Genomic DNA, 15,122 nt, shown 5'->3' with positions numbered 1-15,122 from the left:
TTGATCGTCGCAAGGCGGCTCGGGATAGTGGCGCACGATGCCGGACGAATCCCCGCCTCCGTCCGTGCGGGGAAAGCAGCCATGCGCCGAGAGCATAAACCGTGACAGTCGATGCAACACGCATCCGCGTTCTCATTGCGGACGATCACCCGATCATGCGTGACGGTATCGTCGCCGCGATTGAGACCGCGCCGGACATGGCCGTGGTGGGCCAGGCGGCCGACGGCGCCGAAGCGATCGTGCGCTACCGCGAGCTGCGCCCCGATGTGGCGCTTGTCGACCTGCAGATGCCAGGGGTCGACGGCTTGCAGGCCATTTCAACGCTGGGTGCCGAGTTTCCCGAGGCGCGGATCATCGTGCTCACGTCGTACCCCGGCGACGCTCGCGTCAAGCGGGCGCTCAGCTTCGGCGCTACCGCTTACTTGCTGAAGACGGCCAGCCGTGACGAGATTCTGGCGGCCATCCGGTCGGTCAGGGGCGGGCGCCGGGTGGTTGCCGCCGAGGTTGCTGGTGAAATCGCCTCGCATGCGTGGTCGGAAATGTTGAGCGACCGCGAATTGAGCGTGCTCCGTCTGGTGGCCACCGGACACACCAACAAACGTATCGCCGACATCCTGTGCGTATCCGAGGACACGGTAAAGGCGCGTCTGAAGAACATCATGACCAAGCTTGGCGCGCTCGATCGCACGCATGCCGTCACGCTTGCGCGAAACCGTGGTTTCTTCGAAGGCTGAGTCTGCGCGACACGCCGTTGTAACAGGTGCGACACACCGACCTTTAGCAAAAGTCGGCGCACACGCGCGACAGACGCGCGCTTCACACCATCTACCTGATCGGGTAGGCAAGATTTGCCACGATTGGTGTACGTCTCCGCGGTGAGGTGAACCAGAATGTTCCTGGGCAACGGACATCAGGGCCGGCCCGGTTCACCCCACTACCACGTCATGGCTGCATCGCACGGCGATGCAGATGCGGCACTGCTGCGCATCGCGTGCCGTGCTCAAGCCGTGCACAAGGAGAGTCCGTATGTCGAACAGAGATCCTGGAGCGGACATCGATCCGGCCAGGCGAGCCTTCCTTGGTGGCATGGCCGCTGCGTCAGCGGCGCTGGCTCTGCCCATCGCAGGAATCTCGATGCCTTCCATGGCCGCCACTGCGGCGGCGCCTACGCACCCGTCACCTGGAAAAAACAACATGACCGCAATCACCACGAAAGACGGCACCGAGATCTACTACAAGGATTGGGGGCAGGGGCAGCCTGTTGTGTTCTCGCACGGCTGGCCGTTGAGCGCCGATGCGTGGGATGCGCAGATGTTCTTTCTCAGCTCGCACGGCTTCCGCACCATTGCGCATGACCGTCGCGGTCATGGCCGTTCGGGCCAGCCGTGGAACGGCAATGACATGGATACCTATGCCGATGATCTTGCCGCGCTGATCGAAAAGCTGGATCTGAAGAACGTCGTGCTGGTGGGTCACTCCACCGGTGGTGGCGAGGTGGCGCACTACATCGGTCGTCACGGCAACGCGCGCGTCGCCAAGGCGGTGCTGATTGGCGCCGTGCCGCCCATCATGGTGAAGACTGCCAACAATCCCGGCGGCCTACCGATCGATGTGTTCAACGACATTCGCGCGAAGACGCTGGCCGATCGTTCGCAATTCTTCAAGGATTTGTCCGGTCCGTTCTTCGGCGCCAACCGCCCCAACACCAAGGCCACCCAGGGCATGCGCGACTCATTCTGGGGGCAGGGCATGATGGGCGGCCTCAAGGGGCAGTACGACTGCATCAAGCAGTTCTCCGAAGTCGACTACACCGACGACCTGAAGAAGATCGAGGTGCCCACGCTGGTCATTCACGGCGACGACGACCAGATCGTGCCGATTGACGACTCCGGCCGCCTCACCGCCAAGATCGTCAAGCACGCCACGCTAAAGGTTTATCCGGGCGCGCCGCACGGCCTGACGTCGACGCACGCGGAGCAGGTCAACAAGGATCTGCTCGACTTCATCCGTTCGTAATTCATTCCGGCGCGCCACTGGCCCTTTGCCGGTGGCGCGCACTCATCCTCACCCTGGAGGCTCCCCTCATGTCCATTACCGCCACGCCGACCCCGGGCAAGCAGCTGCTTACGCCGAAAGATCACACGTTGATCATGATCGACTTCCAGTCTCAGATGTCGTTTGCCACGAATTCCATCGACGCCATCATGTTGCGCAACAACGCGGCGCTCGTCTCGAACGCTGCTGCGAGCTTCAAGGTGTCGACCATCCTCACCACCGTGGCTGAGAAGAGCTTTTCCGGCCCGATGTACAGTGAAATCACTGATGCGTTCCCGGGTCAGGCGTTGCTGGACCGCACCTCGATGAATACCTGGGAAGACGCGGCCGTGATCAAGCGCATCAACGAGATCGGCAAGACGCGCATCGTGCTCGCGGGCCTCTGGACGTCGGTATGCATCGTCGGTCCGGCGCTGTCAGCGATCGATCAGGGCTTCGAGGTCTACGTGATCACCGATGCCTGTGGCGACGTGTCTGAAGAAGCACACAACCGCGCCGTGGATCGCATGATTCAGGTGGGCGCGCATCCGATGACCTCTTTGCAGTACCTGCTGGAACTTCAGCGCGACTGGGCACGCACCGAGACTTACGACAGCACCACCGGCGTCGCCAAGCGGTTTGGCGGTTCGTACGGCCTGGGCATCACCTATGCCAAGAGCATGTTCGGGGCGCACGAAGGCTGATTGCTGGTGTTAGGGGTGCCCTGATCAATTCGACATCATGTTGCCCATGTCGAATTGATCAGGGCACCCCTAGGAGTTGGATATGAAGATCTACCTGATTTCACTGGCTACCGGCGTTCTGGTCGGCGTCATCTATAGCTTGTTGAATGTCCGCTCGCCGGCGCCGCCCATCGTGGCGCTGGTGGGCCTGCTAGGCATCCTGGTGGGCGAGCAACTGCCGCCGCTGGTGAAAAACCTGTGGCAGCGACAGACCGTTTCGACGGTCTGGACGCAGCAAGTGAAACCCCATATGTGCGGCGAGTTGCCTAAGGCACATGTCGTCAGCAAGACAAAAGATGCCGAGGAGTCTCAAACATGACCATCGCCGACAAGCATCCTGATCTGATTCTCCGCGGCGGGCGCTTCACCACCCTCGATCGCGGCCACCCCGAAGCAGAGGCTGTCGCCATCGCGGACGGTCGCTTCGCCGCCGTCGGGAGCAATGCGGATGTCATGTCCCTGGCCGGCCCGCATACGCGCGTGATCGACCTCAAGGGCCAGCGCGTACTGCCGGGGCTGATCGACAACCATCTGCACATCATTCGCGGCGGGCTCAATTACAACCTGGAACTGCGCTGGGATGGCGTGCGTTCGCTCGCCGACGCCATGGCGATGCTCAAGCAGCAGGTGGCGATCACACCGGCGCCGCAATGGGTGCGTGTGGTGGGTGGCTTTACCGAGCATCAGTTCGCCGAGAAGCGCCTGCCGACGATCGACGAGCTCAACGCTGTCGCGCCGGATACGCCGGTATTTCTGCTGCATCTTTACGATCGCGCCATCCTCAACGGCGCGGCGCTTCGCGCCGTGGGTTACACCAAGGACACTCCGGAGCCCCCGGGTGGCGAAATCACGCGCGACGGCTCGGGCAATCCCACAGGTTTGCTGTTGGCGAAGCCGAATGCCGCGATCCTTTACGCCACGCTGGCGAAGGGGCCGAAGCTGCCGTTTGACTACCAGCTCAACTCCACGCGTCATTTCATGCGTGAGCTGAATCGTCTTGGTGTCACGGGTGCCATCGACGCCGGCGGCGGCTTCCAGAACTACCCCGATGATTACGCGGTGATCGAGAAGTTGGCAGCGGACAATCAGCTGACCATTCGCCTTGCCTACAACCTGTTTACGCAGAAGCCCAAGCAGGAGAAGGACGACTTCCTCAACTGGACGCGTACTTCCAAGTACAAGCAGGGCGATGACTATTTCCGTCATAACGGCGCCGGCGAAATGCTGGTGTTCTCGGCCGCGGACTTTGAAGACTTCCGCCAGCCGCGCCCCGACATGCCGCCGCAGATGGAAGGCGACCTGGAAGAAGTGGTGCGCGTGCTCGCCGAAAATCGCTGGCCGTGGCGCATGCATGCCACCTACGACGAAACGATCAGTCGTGCACTGGACGTGTTCGAAAAGGTCAATCGCGATATCCCGCTGCAGGGCCTGAACTGGTTCTTCGATCACGCCGAAACCATTTCCGAGCGCTCCATCGATCGCATCGCGGCATTGGGCGGTGGCGTGGCGGTGCAGCATCGCATGGCTTATCAGGGCGAGTATTTCGTGGAGCGCTACGGCGCAGCCGCTGCGCAGGCAACTCCGCCCGTCAAGCGCATGCTTGAAAAGGGGTTGCGCACCTCGGCCGGTACGGATGCCACGCGAGTGGCTTCCTACAATCCGTGGGTGTCGCTGTCCTGGCTGGTTACCGGCAAGACCGTGGGCGGCCTGTCGATGTACCCGCGCAGCAACTGTCTCGATCGCGAAACGGCGCTGCGCATGTGGACCGAAAACGTCACCTGGTTCTCCAACGAGGAGGGCAAAAAGGGCCAGATCAAGATCGGGCAACTGGCCGACCTGATCGTGCCGGATCGCGATTTCTTCGGCTGCCCGGAAGCGGATATTGCGGACACCACCTCGCTGCTTACCATCGTCGGTGGCCGCGTGGTGTACGGCAGCGGTGGATTCAGCCAGTACGAGGATATCTCCGTGCCGCCTGCCATGCCCGAGTGGTCGCCCGTGCGCGCCTATGGCGGTTATGGCGCATGGGTTCAGCAGCGCAACGCGTCGCCGGTGGTGGCGCCCGTGGCGTGCGGATGCAGCCACTCGTGCGGTGTACACGGCCACGATCATGCGACCGCGTGGTCGAGCCGCATGCCGGTGTCTGATCTCAAATCGTTCTGGGGCGCACTGGGCTGCGCTTGCTGGGCGGTCTGAGGACGCGCGCCATGGCACCGCGGCCGAGTCAGCCGTTTTCATCTGAGCCACGGTGGGCTTGGCCGTTCGCCACGCCCGTCGTGCACTGGCTTGCGCTACTGGGGCTGTGTGCGGCGTACCTGCAGGGTGGCATCCAGAAAGCACTGGACTTCGGCGCCGCTGTCGCCGAGTCCGCGCACTTTGGCCTTCAGCCTGCCGTGCCGATCACAGCGGCAGTCATCGCGCTGGAGCTTGGTGCGTCACTGGCGATCCTCACGGGACGTTATCGCTGGCTGGGCGCATTGATGTTGGCGGCCTTTACGTTGGCCGCCACGTTTCTTGCCAATCGCTTCTGGTCCGCCCCTGCCGCCGAGCGCTTTGCCACTGCCAATGCCTTCTTCGAGCATCTGGGCCTGGTCGGAGGCTTTCTTCTGGTGGCCTGGCACGATCTGCGCGAGCGTGGCAGTAGTGGACCGACTTCAACTCAATCATGAACTCCACAGGGAGAATCTCCATGCGTAAGTACTCCGGAATCCTGGCTTTAGCCCTGGGGTTTGTGTTCGCCGTTGCGCCTTCGTTGCCCGTGCTTGCGAAAGAGGCTGCCACGCCCATGGTGGCGGTTGGTCCGCAGTACGACACCACGCACGTATATGTCGCACCAGCCGACGTTGATCGTTTTGTCGCCAGCTTCATCGGCACCTTCGGCGGTCAAAGCACGAAGCAGGCGATTGCCACGGTCACGCCGACGCCCAGCAGCACCAGCACGCAGCTATTGCAGACGCCGGTGGGTACCGTGTCGCTGTTCGGCTTCCGTACGCCGGTTCCTCATCCGTTCGGCAGCGAACGCACGGGTTACCTGGTGACGGACATCGACGTGGCGGTCAAGGCGGCGCGTGCAGCGGGCGCCGACGTCATCGTGGAGACCTTTCCCGATCCGATTGGTCGCGATGTCGTCATTCAATGGCCCGGTGGCGTGAACATGCAGCTGTACTGGCATACCACCGCTCCGAACTACGCGCCGTTCCAGACCATTCCCGAGAACCGCGTGTATGTGTCGCCGGATCGCGCCAATGCGCTGGTCAAGAGCTTCGTCACGTTCTCGCACGGCAAGGTGGTGTCCGACGAGGCGAAGGCGCCCGGCGTGGACATCGGTCGCCCCAATGACACGTATCGCCGCATTCGCATCGAGTCCACCTTCGGCAAGATGACTGTGTTCGTGACGGACGGCCACTTGCCGTACCCCTACGGGCATGAGATGACGGGTTACGAGGTGAGCAGCCTCGCTGACACCCTGGCGAAGGCGAAGACCAATAACGTCAAGGTGCTGGTGGAACCGTTTACCAGCGAAGGGCGCGAGTCGGCGGTGGTGGAGTTCCCCGGCGGATACGTCGCGGAGATTCACGCCAACGCTGCGCACTGAGTTATCGCTATGCGAACGCGAAGGGCGCCATGCCCTTCTCTCAGCGGCGCGCACACACCGGTCGTGTCGCGCCGCATGATTCTGGCGCGCGCGCTCGGTGCTGTGCTCGGGTTCGGCGCGGTGCCGGTTTATGCGCAGGAAGTGTCGGTAGACTCCACCCAGAGCACACCCGCCCAGGATGTTGCCACTCGCCCCGTGTTGCGAAGCAATCGCTGGCAGGAGGACTGGTCGGTACTGGCCAATCCTGCGTTGCGCACGCAATGGGGCGATGCGCTCAAGTACATCGCCTTGAGCGCAACCGATCCTGGCACCTACCTCTCGCTCGGCGTCAATTTGCGTGAGCGAACGGAAATGTTGGATGCGGCCAACTTTGGCATTGGCCACAACCCCAACGACACCTATCTGTTGCAACGTTTCCAGATCCATGGCGACCTTCGTTTTGCCACGTATTGGCAGGCGTTTGTACAGATTGAGGATGCCCGCACGGTCGGAAAGCAGGTGATTGGTGGTGCCGATCGCAATCCATGGGACTTGCGGCTGGCCTTTCTGGCGTATGTGCGAACGTTCGATTCGGGCACTTTCAAAGCGCGCGCGGGGCGGCAGGATTTCGCCTTCGACCTGCAGCGCTTCGTGTCGTTGCGTGACGGACCCAATGTGCGGCAGTCATTCGATGCGATCTGGGTCGATTGGGAAACGGGGAAGTGGCGCTTCATCGCCTTCGTCAGTCAGCCGGTGCAGTACTCGAACCTCCATCCGTTCGACGATACGTCGAATCGCCACTTTCGCTTTGACACGCTGCGCGTCGAGCGACTGGTATGGGGCAAGAACGAGCTGTCCGCGTATTACTCGCGCTACATACGCGACAACGCGCGCTATCTGGATGCCACGGGTGACGAGCATCGGGACGTCTACGATGTTCGTTTTGCCGGCAATCATGCCGGTGTCGACTGGGATCTCGAAGGCATGCTGCAGCGTGGCCATGTCGGCACCAAGGACATCGATGCCTGGGGCTCCGGTGCGCGGGCGGGGTACACCTGGGATAAGCCATGGTTCCCACGTTTAGGGCTGCAGATAGATGCCGCTTCGGGCGATAACCATCCGGGCGACAACAAGCTGGGTACGTTCAATCCACTGTTTCCGAACGGCTATTACTTCACGCTGGCCGGCTTTACGGGTTACACCAATCTCATTCACATCAAGCCGAGCCTGACCATAAAGCCCGTCGCGAAGCTCACGCTTATGGGTGCGGTGGGCTTTCAGTGGCGGCAAACCACGGCAGATGCCATTTACGTACAACCGAACATTCCGCTGCCCGCTACCGCGGGACGCGGTGGAAGCTGGACCGGCGTCTACGGACAGGTTCGTGCCGACTACACCTTCAACGCCAACTTCACCGGGGCAGTGGAAGCTGTTCATTACGACGTCGGTCGCGCCATTCGCATGGCGGGTGGGCGCGACGGCGATTACATAGGCGTTGAAGGGAAATTCATGTGGTAACGCCACCCGCGATCGGGCGGAACCCGGGGAGATTGTATTTGTATGGCTGAGAAGCCCTTACTGCCGACCATCCTCAGCGTCATGGCCGGCTACGTCGACACGGCAGGTTTTCTTGCGCTGCATGGACTGTTCACCGCGCATGTCACCGGCAACTTCGTCACCATCGGCGCAGCCCTGATCTCAGGCACGTCTGGCGTTGTCGCCAAGCTGCTCGCTTTGCCCGTGTTTTGCCTGTTTGTGATCGGATCGCGCCTGTTGCGCTACCGGCTCATGAGCAGAGGATTGCCGGTAGTGCAATCACTGCTGGCGATCATGTTGGTGCTCTTTGTGGTGGCAATGATCCTGGCCTTGCATTACGGCCCCTTTCCGGGCGTCGACAGTTGGTCGTCGACACTGACGGGCATGATCCTGGTGGGAGCAATGGCCATCCAGAATGCCTTGCACCGTGTCCACCTGGGCAGCTCGCCACCTTCCACGCTGATGACGGGCACCACCACGCAGATGATGCTGGACATCGCCGACCATATTTGCGGCGTGCCAGACGACAAGAGGGAAGCGCTCAACACCCGGCTGAAAGGCATGGGCCTGGCCGTGCTCGCCTTTGCGGCGGGGTGCGCCGGTGGTGCGCTTTGCTATGCCTTCGGGGGCGTGTGGTGCTTCGTGGTGCCGCCGGTGCTTGCCGCCGCAGCGCTGCTTCGCCATGCCGACGCCCAGCCGTGACGACATGCTTCAGTCCACTACAGGAGACTCACCATGAGTGACAAGAGCAAGACCAAGAGCGATACCACCACACTCAAGACCCGCCAGAAGGCGGCGTTGAATACGCCTTCGGCACTGGGTGAGCAGGCGACACAGGATATCTCGGGCGAGCTCAATGCGCTTCTGGCGGACGTGATATCGCTTTACCTGAAGACCAAGAATTTTCACTGGCACATGTCCGGGCCGTATTTTCGTGACTACCACCTGCTGCTGGACGAGCAGTCTGACCAGATCTATGCCACGGTCGACCCCATTGCCGAACGCGTACGCAAGATAGGCGGGACGACGCTGCGCTCTCTGGGGCATGCCAAGCGCCTTGCGCGCCTGTCGGACAACGATGCGGAATTCGTGACGCCCGACGACATGCTGGCCGAGCTGCGCGAAGACAATCAGCGCCTCGCAGCATTCATGCGCGCCACGCATGAGCTGTGCGACGAGCATCGCGATGTCGCTACCGCCAGCTTGCTCGAAAACTGGATCGACGAGGCCGAGCGCCGCGTATGGTTCCTGTTTGAAACCAGCCGCCGCGCCTGACGCGCCACGGATGGATCGATACGGATAGCGGTTGCCAGTGGCTTCTCGCTATCTGTGTCTTTGAGGGGAGTCCCCGCGTAGCGTGTGCGTCGTTTGATTTTCGGGGCGACACGCGAAATCCGCCATATCGTTGACTCATATCAGGGCGATGACGCGCCGCATGCACTTTGATGTGCCGCGTTCCTGTGGTGCTCGCTCCCTCCCGGGCGGCAGGGCACTTCGCAAATCGCTCTCGATCAAAGAGAGGAGTCACCGATGAAAGCGAGGCTTCCGCTTGTCTACTCCTGCTCTGGATGTTCCAGCGCAGCCCAGATGGCCAATCATCTCGCTCTGACGCTTGATCGCGAGCAATGGGCTGAGATGTCCTGCATTGCGGGCGTGGGCGGTGGTGTGACGGGCTTGGTGCGAACCGCGCAGAGCGGGCGACGCATCCTGGCGTTGGATGGTTGCGCCATGAAATGCGTGCAGGCATGTCTCGCCCATGCTGGCGTAACGGCCGATGCGCACGTTTTGCTGTCGGATTGTGGCGTGAAGAAGCGGCAGCACGCCGATTTCGACATCACCGAAGCACGGCGCGTCTACCTCAAAGAGGTGCTGCCTGTGGCGCAGCAATGGGCGGCGGAAACCCCTGATGCCGCCCATGTGGCCTGAGCGGCGCACGCTGGCGCTTGCCCGTGGCGCCATTGACCGGGTCGATGACAGTCTCATCGTGTTGCTGGCGATGCGCAGGCGTCTGGTGGCTACCATCGCAAGGTGCAAGCGCCGCACCGGCTCGGCGCCGCGCGATCTGATGCGCGAACGCCAAATACGGCTACGGATCGATCGGCTGGCGGCAAGGTTGAACGTGCCTTCTTCGACGGCGCAGCAGTTGTTGGATCTGGTGATCCGCGAGGCCTGCCGTCAACAAGGTATCGATATAACGGATGCGTCAGGCCGGACCAGCGTTGACCTTGGTCATGGCAGTGACACGCCTGCAGCAGCCAACATGCGCGGCGCTTTCCCCGACGACATGGCTGCCACTGACATGAAACTTCGCCTCCTCAGGCTGATTCCGCCGCCCAGACGCTTTGCGCCCTTGCTGCGTGTCGTGCCGCAAGCCTGGCAACGTCATGGCATCGAAAGAGCCGTGGCACGGGTATTGGGGGCATCGGTGCAGGACGGCTCTCTCGAGTTCATGCGTGGACGCCGGCTCGGCATTGAAGTCAGTGATCTCGGGCTTCGCTGGGTATTTCAGTTGGGTGCTGATGGTCTGCGGCTGGTCGATGGCCCCGCCGAGGCGGGGGTGCGTGGGAGCGCCACCGATCTGCTGTTGCTGGCCAGCCGGCTGGAAGACGCCGATACGCTGTTCTTTCAACGCAGGCTGGCGTTGACGGGTGACGTAGAGCTCGGGCTTACGGCACGCAATCTCCTGGAGCGCCTGCCCTGGGAACAGGTGCCGTTAGGTGAGCGCATCGTGCTCAACCGTGGTGCTCGTTTCGCGCGCGTCGCCAGAGCCGTCTATCACGGCGAAGTCGCCTGATACGCGAACACTTTCGGGTCCATCCTTTTTAATCGGAACCAACCACATGAGTGGACTTGCAAACCTGCCGGCGCCCGCATGGCGGGATGAGCTGGAGCACCAGTACGCCGATCTGACGGTTACGCTTGAGACCGTGATGCCCTGCATCGAAGTGGCCATGCATCTGCCATGGATCGATGCCATCCGTCAGCTGGCGGCACTTCGTGGCGCTGTGATCATGGCGCACAGCTATCAGGCGCCGGAGATCTTCCACGGCGTGGCCGATGTAACCGGCGATTCACTTGGCCTGGCGCAAGCGGCAGCCGAATGCGACGCCGACCTTATCGTGCTTTGCGGTGTTCATTTCATGGCTGAAAGCGCGAAGATTCTGGCCCCGGAAAAAACGGTGCTGATACCCAGCCTCGAGGCGGGTTGCTCGCTGGCATCGTCCATCACGGCGGCGGACGTACGCGCACTGCGAATGAGGCACCCGGGCGTGCCTGTGGTGAGCTACGCCAACACCTCGGCGGCAGTGAAAGCAGAATCCGATGCCATCTGCACCTCGGCCAATGCGGTACAGGTCGTCGAGTCGATGGATTCGCCCAAGGTGATCTTTCTCCCCGATCAGTTTCTCGGCCGCCATGTGGCGTCATTGACCGATGTGGAGCTCGTGCTGTGGGATGGCCGCTGTGAAGTGCACGAAAAGTTCACCGCGCAGCAGGCCCGCCACGCACGCGAACAATTTCAAGCGCAGTTGGTGGCGCATCCTGAGTGCCCGCCGGACGTTCTGGCGGAGGCCGATTTCGTGGGCTCGACAACGGCGATGAGCCAATGGCTGGAGCGCGAGCGGCCGGAGCGTGTCGCGCTGATCACCGAATGCTCCATGGCGGACAATCTGCGCACCCGGTTTCCCGCTACCGAATTCATCAAGCCATGCAACTTGTGCCCGCATATGCAGCGAATCACTTTGCCCAGCATTTTCGAGGCACTGCGTGACATGAAGCATCCGGTGGAAGTGCCTGCGGACACAGCGCGCGCGGCGCGCAAGGCGTTGCATCGCATGTTGTCGGTAGGCAGGCGCGAGACGGTCTGATGCCATCCCGGCAGCCGGTCATCATCGTTGGGGGAGGGGTGGCGGGTCTGGCAACGGCATTGGCCTTGGCGCCGACGCCGGTTTTGTTATTTTGCCGGGCGCGGGGTGGAAGCGATAGCGCGAGCGCGTTGGCGCAAGGTGGCATCGCAGCGGCCATAGGTGTGGATGATGTGGCTACCGAGCATGTTGCCGATACGATGACTGCCGGCAGCGGCCATAACGACCTGGCGATGGTGCGTTGGCTCTGCAACGCCGCGCCGTCGGCCGTCGAATGGCTGTCCGCATTGGGCGTGCCGTTCGATCGCCAGCCAAACGGCGGCCTTCAGCTGGGGCGTGAAGGCGGTCACCGGGCGGCGCGCATCGTTCACGCAGGCGGTGATGCCAGCGGTGCGCATATGGTCCGTGCCATGCACGATCAGGCCCGCAAGGCACCGCACATCCAATGGCGCGACGATGTCGATGTGGATGCCTTGCTGATGCATGGCGATAGCGTGCGTGGCGTACGAATCCGTAACGCCTCCGGACAACATGAGGAAATGGAAGCGTCGGCCGTTGTGCTGGCAACGGGTGGCATTGGCGCTTTATTTGCGCGTACGAGCAATCCTCCCGGCGCGGATGGCAGTGGCCTCGCACTTGGCATGGCAGCGGGCGCGGCCATGCGCGATCTCGAGTTTGTGCAGTTTCATCCCACCGCCCTGGATATCGCGGGGATGCATTGTCTTCCGCTGATCACCGAGGCGTTGCGTGGCGCGGGCGCCCGCTTGCGCCGGGCCGATGGCTCCGCCTTGATGGATAACGTGCACCCGATGGGCGATCTTGCGCCGCGCGATATCGTGGCGCGTCACGTGTGGCACGCCAGGCACGCTGACGGCCAGGTCTGGCTCGACGCGGGTGCGGTAAGCGGTGCCTTGTCGACACGATTCCCTACCGTTTTGGCTGCATGTCTGGCTCATGGCATCGATCCGCGCCACGCGTTGATTCCGGTGACCCCGGCGGCGCACTTCCATATGGGCGGCTTGTCCGCTGACATGAATGGCAAAACTTCTGTCGCAGGGCTCTACGCCGTGGGTGAGGTGGCATGCAACGGCGTGCACGGTGCCAATCGTCTGGCGAGCAACTCCTTGTTGGAGGGTGTGCTTTGCGGACGGCGGCTTGGCCAGCATCTGGCGCAAGCACCGAGTGCTGCTTCTCGCGGCAGCTACCGCTGGTGCGAGCGCTCAAGTTCCCTTGCAGAACAGCCGTTGGCCGAGCTTCGCGAATGCCTGTGGGATGCCGCAGGGCCGATCCGCATAGAGAAAACACTTCGGCACGCGGAACAACAATGCGCAGACTGGAGTGCCATGGGCTGGCAGGCGCAACTGGCACGGCAGATCGTGCAGTCCGCCTTGAATCGTCGCGCCAGCCTGGGGGCGCACTATCGCGCTGATGGTTAGGCGGTGGCCCGCGGTGTCAGGCGGGCGTTGTCGTTTCCCTGTGCAAGCCGGGCTCGCCGTGCCAGTAGCCGTTGCGGGCTGCAAGCCGCGGCGGCGGCTGAGGCGAGTGCCGCGCCAGGTCGTAATGCGCGACCACCTCGCTCGTGCGCTCGGCCTGCGGGTACAACCGCAGCATGTCGACGCCAAGCTCGCGTAATGCAGGCAGCTCAGGTCCCAGATCCATCACTTGCTCGCTCTGGATTTGTACGCCGTTGATACGCAGCAACGGCTGGCCTTCGCGTGTGGCAAGCGGCAGGCCGTCGGGATGCTCAATGCAGCGAAAGCCGCACTGATCCTTGGCCACATCGAAGGCCCTGGCCGTGAAGCAGCGTGCGGAATAGGCCAGTGGCAGGCGGCCATAGGCAATGACTTCCAACTCGGGCATGTCGCGTCCATCGGCCAGCAGGGCCGTGCGCAGATCGTGCAGTAACGCTTCGCCTTGTTCGATGCCAGGCACCCAGCGAGACATGCCGTCGTCCATCAGGATGGCAAGCGCGCGATGGTTGTAGACATTGACCGTGGGTCCGGCAACGAACGGTATGCCGCGTGCCTTGCACAACTGCACCGCGGACAGATCGTTGGCTTCGATCAGAAAGCGGCCGTCGCCCATCAGGCGCTGCAATGCACCGAGCTCGGACTCCGCCTCGATCAATGCGAGCGAGGACAGCACGATCTGTTTTCCACTTTCTGCCAGCTCTTCGGCCAGTGCTATCCAGTCGCGCGTGCCGAGCTCACGGCGCTTGCTGCATACCGTCTCGCCCAGATAAATAACGTCGACCGGCCATCGCGCGGCGTCGCGATAGAACGAAAGCGTCTGCTCGCGCGTCCAGAAGTACTGCAGGGGACCAAGGCTTAGCTTCATCATGTGCGTGGATCAGTGCCAGTTGCGGTGATAGGGGCCAAGCGTGGTCTGGTGGCCCTCGGCATGCTTCGACAATTCCTTTTGCCATGCGGGGTCAGAGGACCAGCCCGATGGGGCGGCCTGGTAACGGTCCAGCGCCTCGCGCCAGGTACGGGTCACCGATGTCACATATGCCACGCCACGTTGACGGCCCTCTATCTTCAACGCCGCGACGCCGGCTGCTGCGAGTCGCGGCAACAACTCCAGCGTATTGAGGCTGGTCGGTTCTTCTAGTGCGTGAAAGGTTTCGCCACCCACCGCAAAACGGCCTTTGCACACGGTTGGGTAACCGGCCGGCTCCGAAGGCTTGAAGCGATCGATCAGCACCTGATTGAGGCGTACGCTCCGGCTGCCGTCGGCATGCTCGTCCCACCGCACGAAGCTTGCCGGCGAACAGACGCCGTGGCGATTGGGCGATGCGCCGGTGACATAACTTGAGAGCTGGCACCGGCCTTCCACCATGATGCAAAGGCTGCCAAACGCGAACACCTCGAGCGGCACAGGCGACTGCTCGCACAAACGTTCTACCTGCTGAACCGAAAGCACCCGGGGCAACACCGCGCGTTCAATGCCAAAGTGCTCATACATGTAGCGCAGTGCGGGTGCGGTGGTGGCCGATCCCTGCACGGAAAGGTGACGCGCGAGGCGCGGGTAAGTGCGCGTCGCATAGTCGAGCACCGACATTTCAGCGGCGATGATGGCGTCGCAGCCAAAGTCCGCCGCCTTGTCTACGGCTCGTTCCCAAATCGACAACCTCGCGCTGTCAGGATAGGTATTCAGCGCAAGATAGACCTTGCGGCCGCGAGCATGAGCGTAGCTGATGCCACGGCGAAGCTCGTCGTCGCTGAAATTGAGACCGGGAAACGCACGTGCGTTGGTCTGATCGCGAAAGCCCGCGTAGACCGCATCCGCGCCGGCATCGATCGCCGCTTGCAGAGCCGGCAAGTTGCCGGCGGGGCACACCAGGTGCATGGAAAACCTCGGGGCGAATGACAA

At 62.4% G+C, this 15,122-nt stretch carries 16 protein-coding genes; 14 read left to right on the top strand and 2 right to left on the bottom strand.

All coding sequences use genetic code 11. The features are described 5' to 3' along the window. Positions 1-101 precede the first annotated feature (101 nt). The 14 genes from OQE56_RS03410 to nadB all read left to right on the top strand — a co-directional run bounded on the left by OQE56_RS03410 (position 102) and on the right by nadB (position 13,186). Positions 102-734 carry a response regulator transcription factor gene (locus OQE56_RS03410; protein WP_267221544.1) on the top strand — a complete coding sequence of 211 codons (633 nt, stop codon included), beginning with the start codon at positions 102-104 and terminating at the stop codon, positions 732-734. Between the two features lie 460 nt (positions 735-1,194). Beyond that, entirely contained in the window at positions 1,195-2,016 is an 822-nt protein-coding gene (locus OQE56_RS03405; protein ID WP_267221542.1) for an alpha/beta fold hydrolase, read from the top strand. A gap of 68 nt (positions 2,017-2,084) precedes the next feature. Beyond that, positions 2,085-2,738, top strand: a complete 654-nt coding sequence (locus OQE56_RS03400) for a hydrolase (RefSeq protein WP_267221540.1) — start codon at positions 2,085-2,087, stop codon at positions 2,736-2,738. 82 nt (positions 2,739-2,820) lie between these two features. Continuing rightward, entirely contained in the window at positions 2,821-3,096 is a 276-nt protein-coding gene (locus OQE56_RS03395) for a XapX domain-containing protein (RefSeq protein WP_267221538.1), read from the top strand. Continuing rightward, positions 3,093-4,973 (top strand): amidohydrolase, encoded by a 1,881-nt coding sequence (locus tag OQE56_RS03390; RefSeq protein ID WP_267221536.1) that lies wholly within the window; start codon positions 3,093-3,095, stop codon positions 4,971-4,973. The genes OQE56_RS03395 and OQE56_RS03390 overlap by 4 nt, the downstream gene beginning before the upstream one ends. Positions 4,974-4,984: 11 nt before the next feature. Beyond that, positions 4,985-5,446, top strand: a complete 462-nt coding sequence (locus tag OQE56_RS03385) for a DoxX family protein (protein WP_267221534.1) — start codon at positions 4,985-4,987, stop codon at positions 5,444-5,446. Positions 5,447-5,466: 20 nt separating this feature from the next. Continuing rightward, a complete protein-coding gene (locus tag OQE56_RS03380) occupies positions 5,467-6,372 on the top strand; it encodes a glyoxalase (RefSeq protein ID WP_267221532.1) in 906 nt (301 codons plus the stop codon). A 75-nt stretch (positions 6,373-6,447) separates the two neighbouring features. Further along, positions 6,448-7,869, top strand: coding sequence for an alginate export family protein (locus OQE56_RS03375; protein WP_267221530.1), 1,422 nt, complete (start codon positions 6,448-6,450; stop codon positions 7,867-7,869). Positions 7,870-7,911: 42 nt separating this feature from the next. Then, positions 7,912-8,589, top strand: a complete 678-nt coding sequence (locus OQE56_RS03370; protein WP_267221528.1) for a YoaK family protein — start codon at positions 7,912-7,914, stop codon at positions 8,587-8,589. A 33-nt stretch (positions 8,590-8,622) separates the two neighbouring features. Continuing rightward, positions 8,623-9,162 (top strand): Dps family protein, encoded by a 540-nt coding sequence (locus tag OQE56_RS03365; RefSeq protein WP_267221526.1) that lies wholly within the window; start codon positions 8,623-8,625, stop codon positions 9,160-9,162. A 255-nt stretch (positions 9,163-9,417) separates the two neighbouring features. Further along, positions 9,418-9,813, top strand: a complete 396-nt coding sequence (locus tag OQE56_RS03360; protein WP_267221524.1) for a putative zinc-binding protein — start codon at positions 9,418-9,420, stop codon at positions 9,811-9,813. Continuing rightward, the gene (ubiT, locus tag OQE56_RS03355) at positions 9,794-10,681 is read left to right on the top strand and encodes a ubiquinone anaerobic biosynthesis accessory factor UbiT (protein ID WP_267221522.1); all 888 of its coding nucleotides are present in this window, start codon (positions 9,794-9,796) and stop codon (positions 10,679-10,681) included. The genes OQE56_RS03360 and ubiT overlap by 20 nt, the downstream gene beginning before the upstream one ends. 46 nt (positions 10,682-10,727) lie before the next feature. After that, a complete protein-coding gene (nadA, locus tag OQE56_RS03350; RefSeq protein ID WP_267221521.1) occupies positions 10,728-11,753 on the top strand; it encodes a quinolinate synthase NadA in 1,026 nt (341 codons plus the stop codon). Then, positions 11,753-13,186 (top strand): L-aspartate oxidase, encoded by a 1,434-nt coding sequence (nadB, locus tag OQE56_RS03345; RefSeq protein WP_267221519.1) that lies wholly within the window; start codon positions 11,753-11,755, stop codon positions 13,184-13,186. Before nadA ends, nadB begins: the two co-directional genes overlap by 1 nt. 16 nt (positions 13,187-13,202) lie before the next feature. On the opposite strand, the gene OQE56_RS03340 is transcribed toward nadB, so the two are convergent. Together OQE56_RS03340 and ubiU are read right to left on the bottom strand one after the other, a co-directional pair. Then, a complete protein-coding gene (locus OQE56_RS03340; RefSeq protein ID WP_267221517.1) occupies positions 13,203-14,090 on the bottom strand; it encodes a U32 family peptidase in 888 nt (295 codons plus the stop codon). Between the two features lie 9 nt (positions 14,091-14,099). Further along, positions 14,100-15,098: a ubiquinone anaerobic biosynthesis protein UbiU gene (gene ubiU, locus OQE56_RS03335; protein ID WP_267221514.1), complete on the bottom strand. Its 999-nt coding sequence runs from the start codon at positions 15,096-15,098 to the stop codon at positions 14,100-14,102. Positions 15,099-15,122 lie beyond the last annotated feature (24 nt).

Origin of the sequence: Dyella silvae (genome assembly GCF_026421305.1) — a bacterium.
Taxonomy (GTDB): Bacteria; Pseudomonadota; Gammaproteobacteria; order Xanthomonadales; family Rhodanobacteraceae; genus Dyella; species Dyella silvae.
The sequence above is the reverse complement of the archived record's forward strand: the minus strand, read 5'-3'. Positions and strand labels throughout refer to the sequence as shown.

What these genes read in the sequence shown, in the direction of transcription:
- OQE56_RS03405 (WP_267221542.1), top strand. Translation starts at nt 1,195, where the DNA reads ATGACCGCAATCACCACGAAAGACGGCACCGAGATCTACTACAAGGAT.
- OQE56_RS03400 (WP_267221540.1), top strand. Translation starts at nt 2,085, where the DNA reads ATGTCCATTACCGCCACGCCGACCCCGGGCAAGCAGCTGCTTACGCCG.
- OQE56_RS03395 (WP_267221538.1), top strand. Translation starts at nt 2,821, where the DNA reads ATGAAGATCTACCTGATTTCACTGGCTACCGGCGTTCTGGTCGGCGTC.
- OQE56_RS03390 (WP_267221536.1), top strand. Translation starts at nt 3,093, where the DNA reads ATGACCATCGCCGACAAGCATCCTGATCTGATTCTCCGCGGCGGGCGC.
- OQE56_RS03385 (WP_267221534.1), top strand. Translation starts at nt 4,985, where the DNA reads ATGGCACCGCGGCCGAGTCAGCCGTTTTCATCTGAGCCACGGTGGGCT.
- OQE56_RS03380 (WP_267221532.1), top strand. Translation starts at nt 5,467, where the DNA reads ATGCGTAAGTACTCCGGAATCCTGGCTTTAGCCCTGGGGTTTGTGTTC.
- OQE56_RS03375 (WP_267221530.1), top strand. Translation starts at nt 6,448, where the DNA reads ATGATTCTGGCGCGCGCGCTCGGTGCTGTGCTCGGGTTCGGCGCGGTG.
- OQE56_RS03370 (WP_267221528.1), top strand. Translation starts at nt 7,912, where the DNA reads ATGGCTGAGAAGCCCTTACTGCCGACCATCCTCAGCGTCATGGCCGGC.
- OQE56_RS03365 (WP_267221526.1), top strand. Translation starts at nt 8,623, where the DNA reads ATGAGTGACAAGAGCAAGACCAAGAGCGATACCACCACACTCAAGACC.
- OQE56_RS03360 (WP_267221524.1), top strand. Translation starts at nt 9,418, where the DNA reads ATGAAAGCGAGGCTTCCGCTTGTCTACTCCTGCTCTGGATGTTCCAGC.
- ubiT (WP_267221522.1), top strand. Translation starts at nt 9,794, where the DNA reads ATGCCGCCCATGTGGCCTGAGCGGCGCACGCTGGCGCTTGCCCGTGGC.
- nadA (WP_267221521.1), top strand. Translation starts at nt 10,728, where the DNA reads ATGAGTGGACTTGCAAACCTGCCGGCGCCCGCATGGCGGGATGAGCTG.
- nadB (WP_267221519.1), top strand. Translation starts at nt 11,753, where the DNA reads ATGCCATCCCGGCAGCCGGTCATCATCGTTGGGGGAGGGGTGGCGGGT.
- OQE56_RS03340 (WP_267221517.1), bottom strand. Translation starts at nt 14,090, where the DNA reads ATGATGAAGCTAAGCCTTGGTCCCCTGCAGTACTTCTGGACGCGCGAG.
- ubiU (WP_267221514.1), bottom strand. Translation starts at nt 15,098, where the DNA reads ATGCACCTGGTGTGCCCCGCCGGCAACTTGCCGGCTCTGCAAGCGGCG.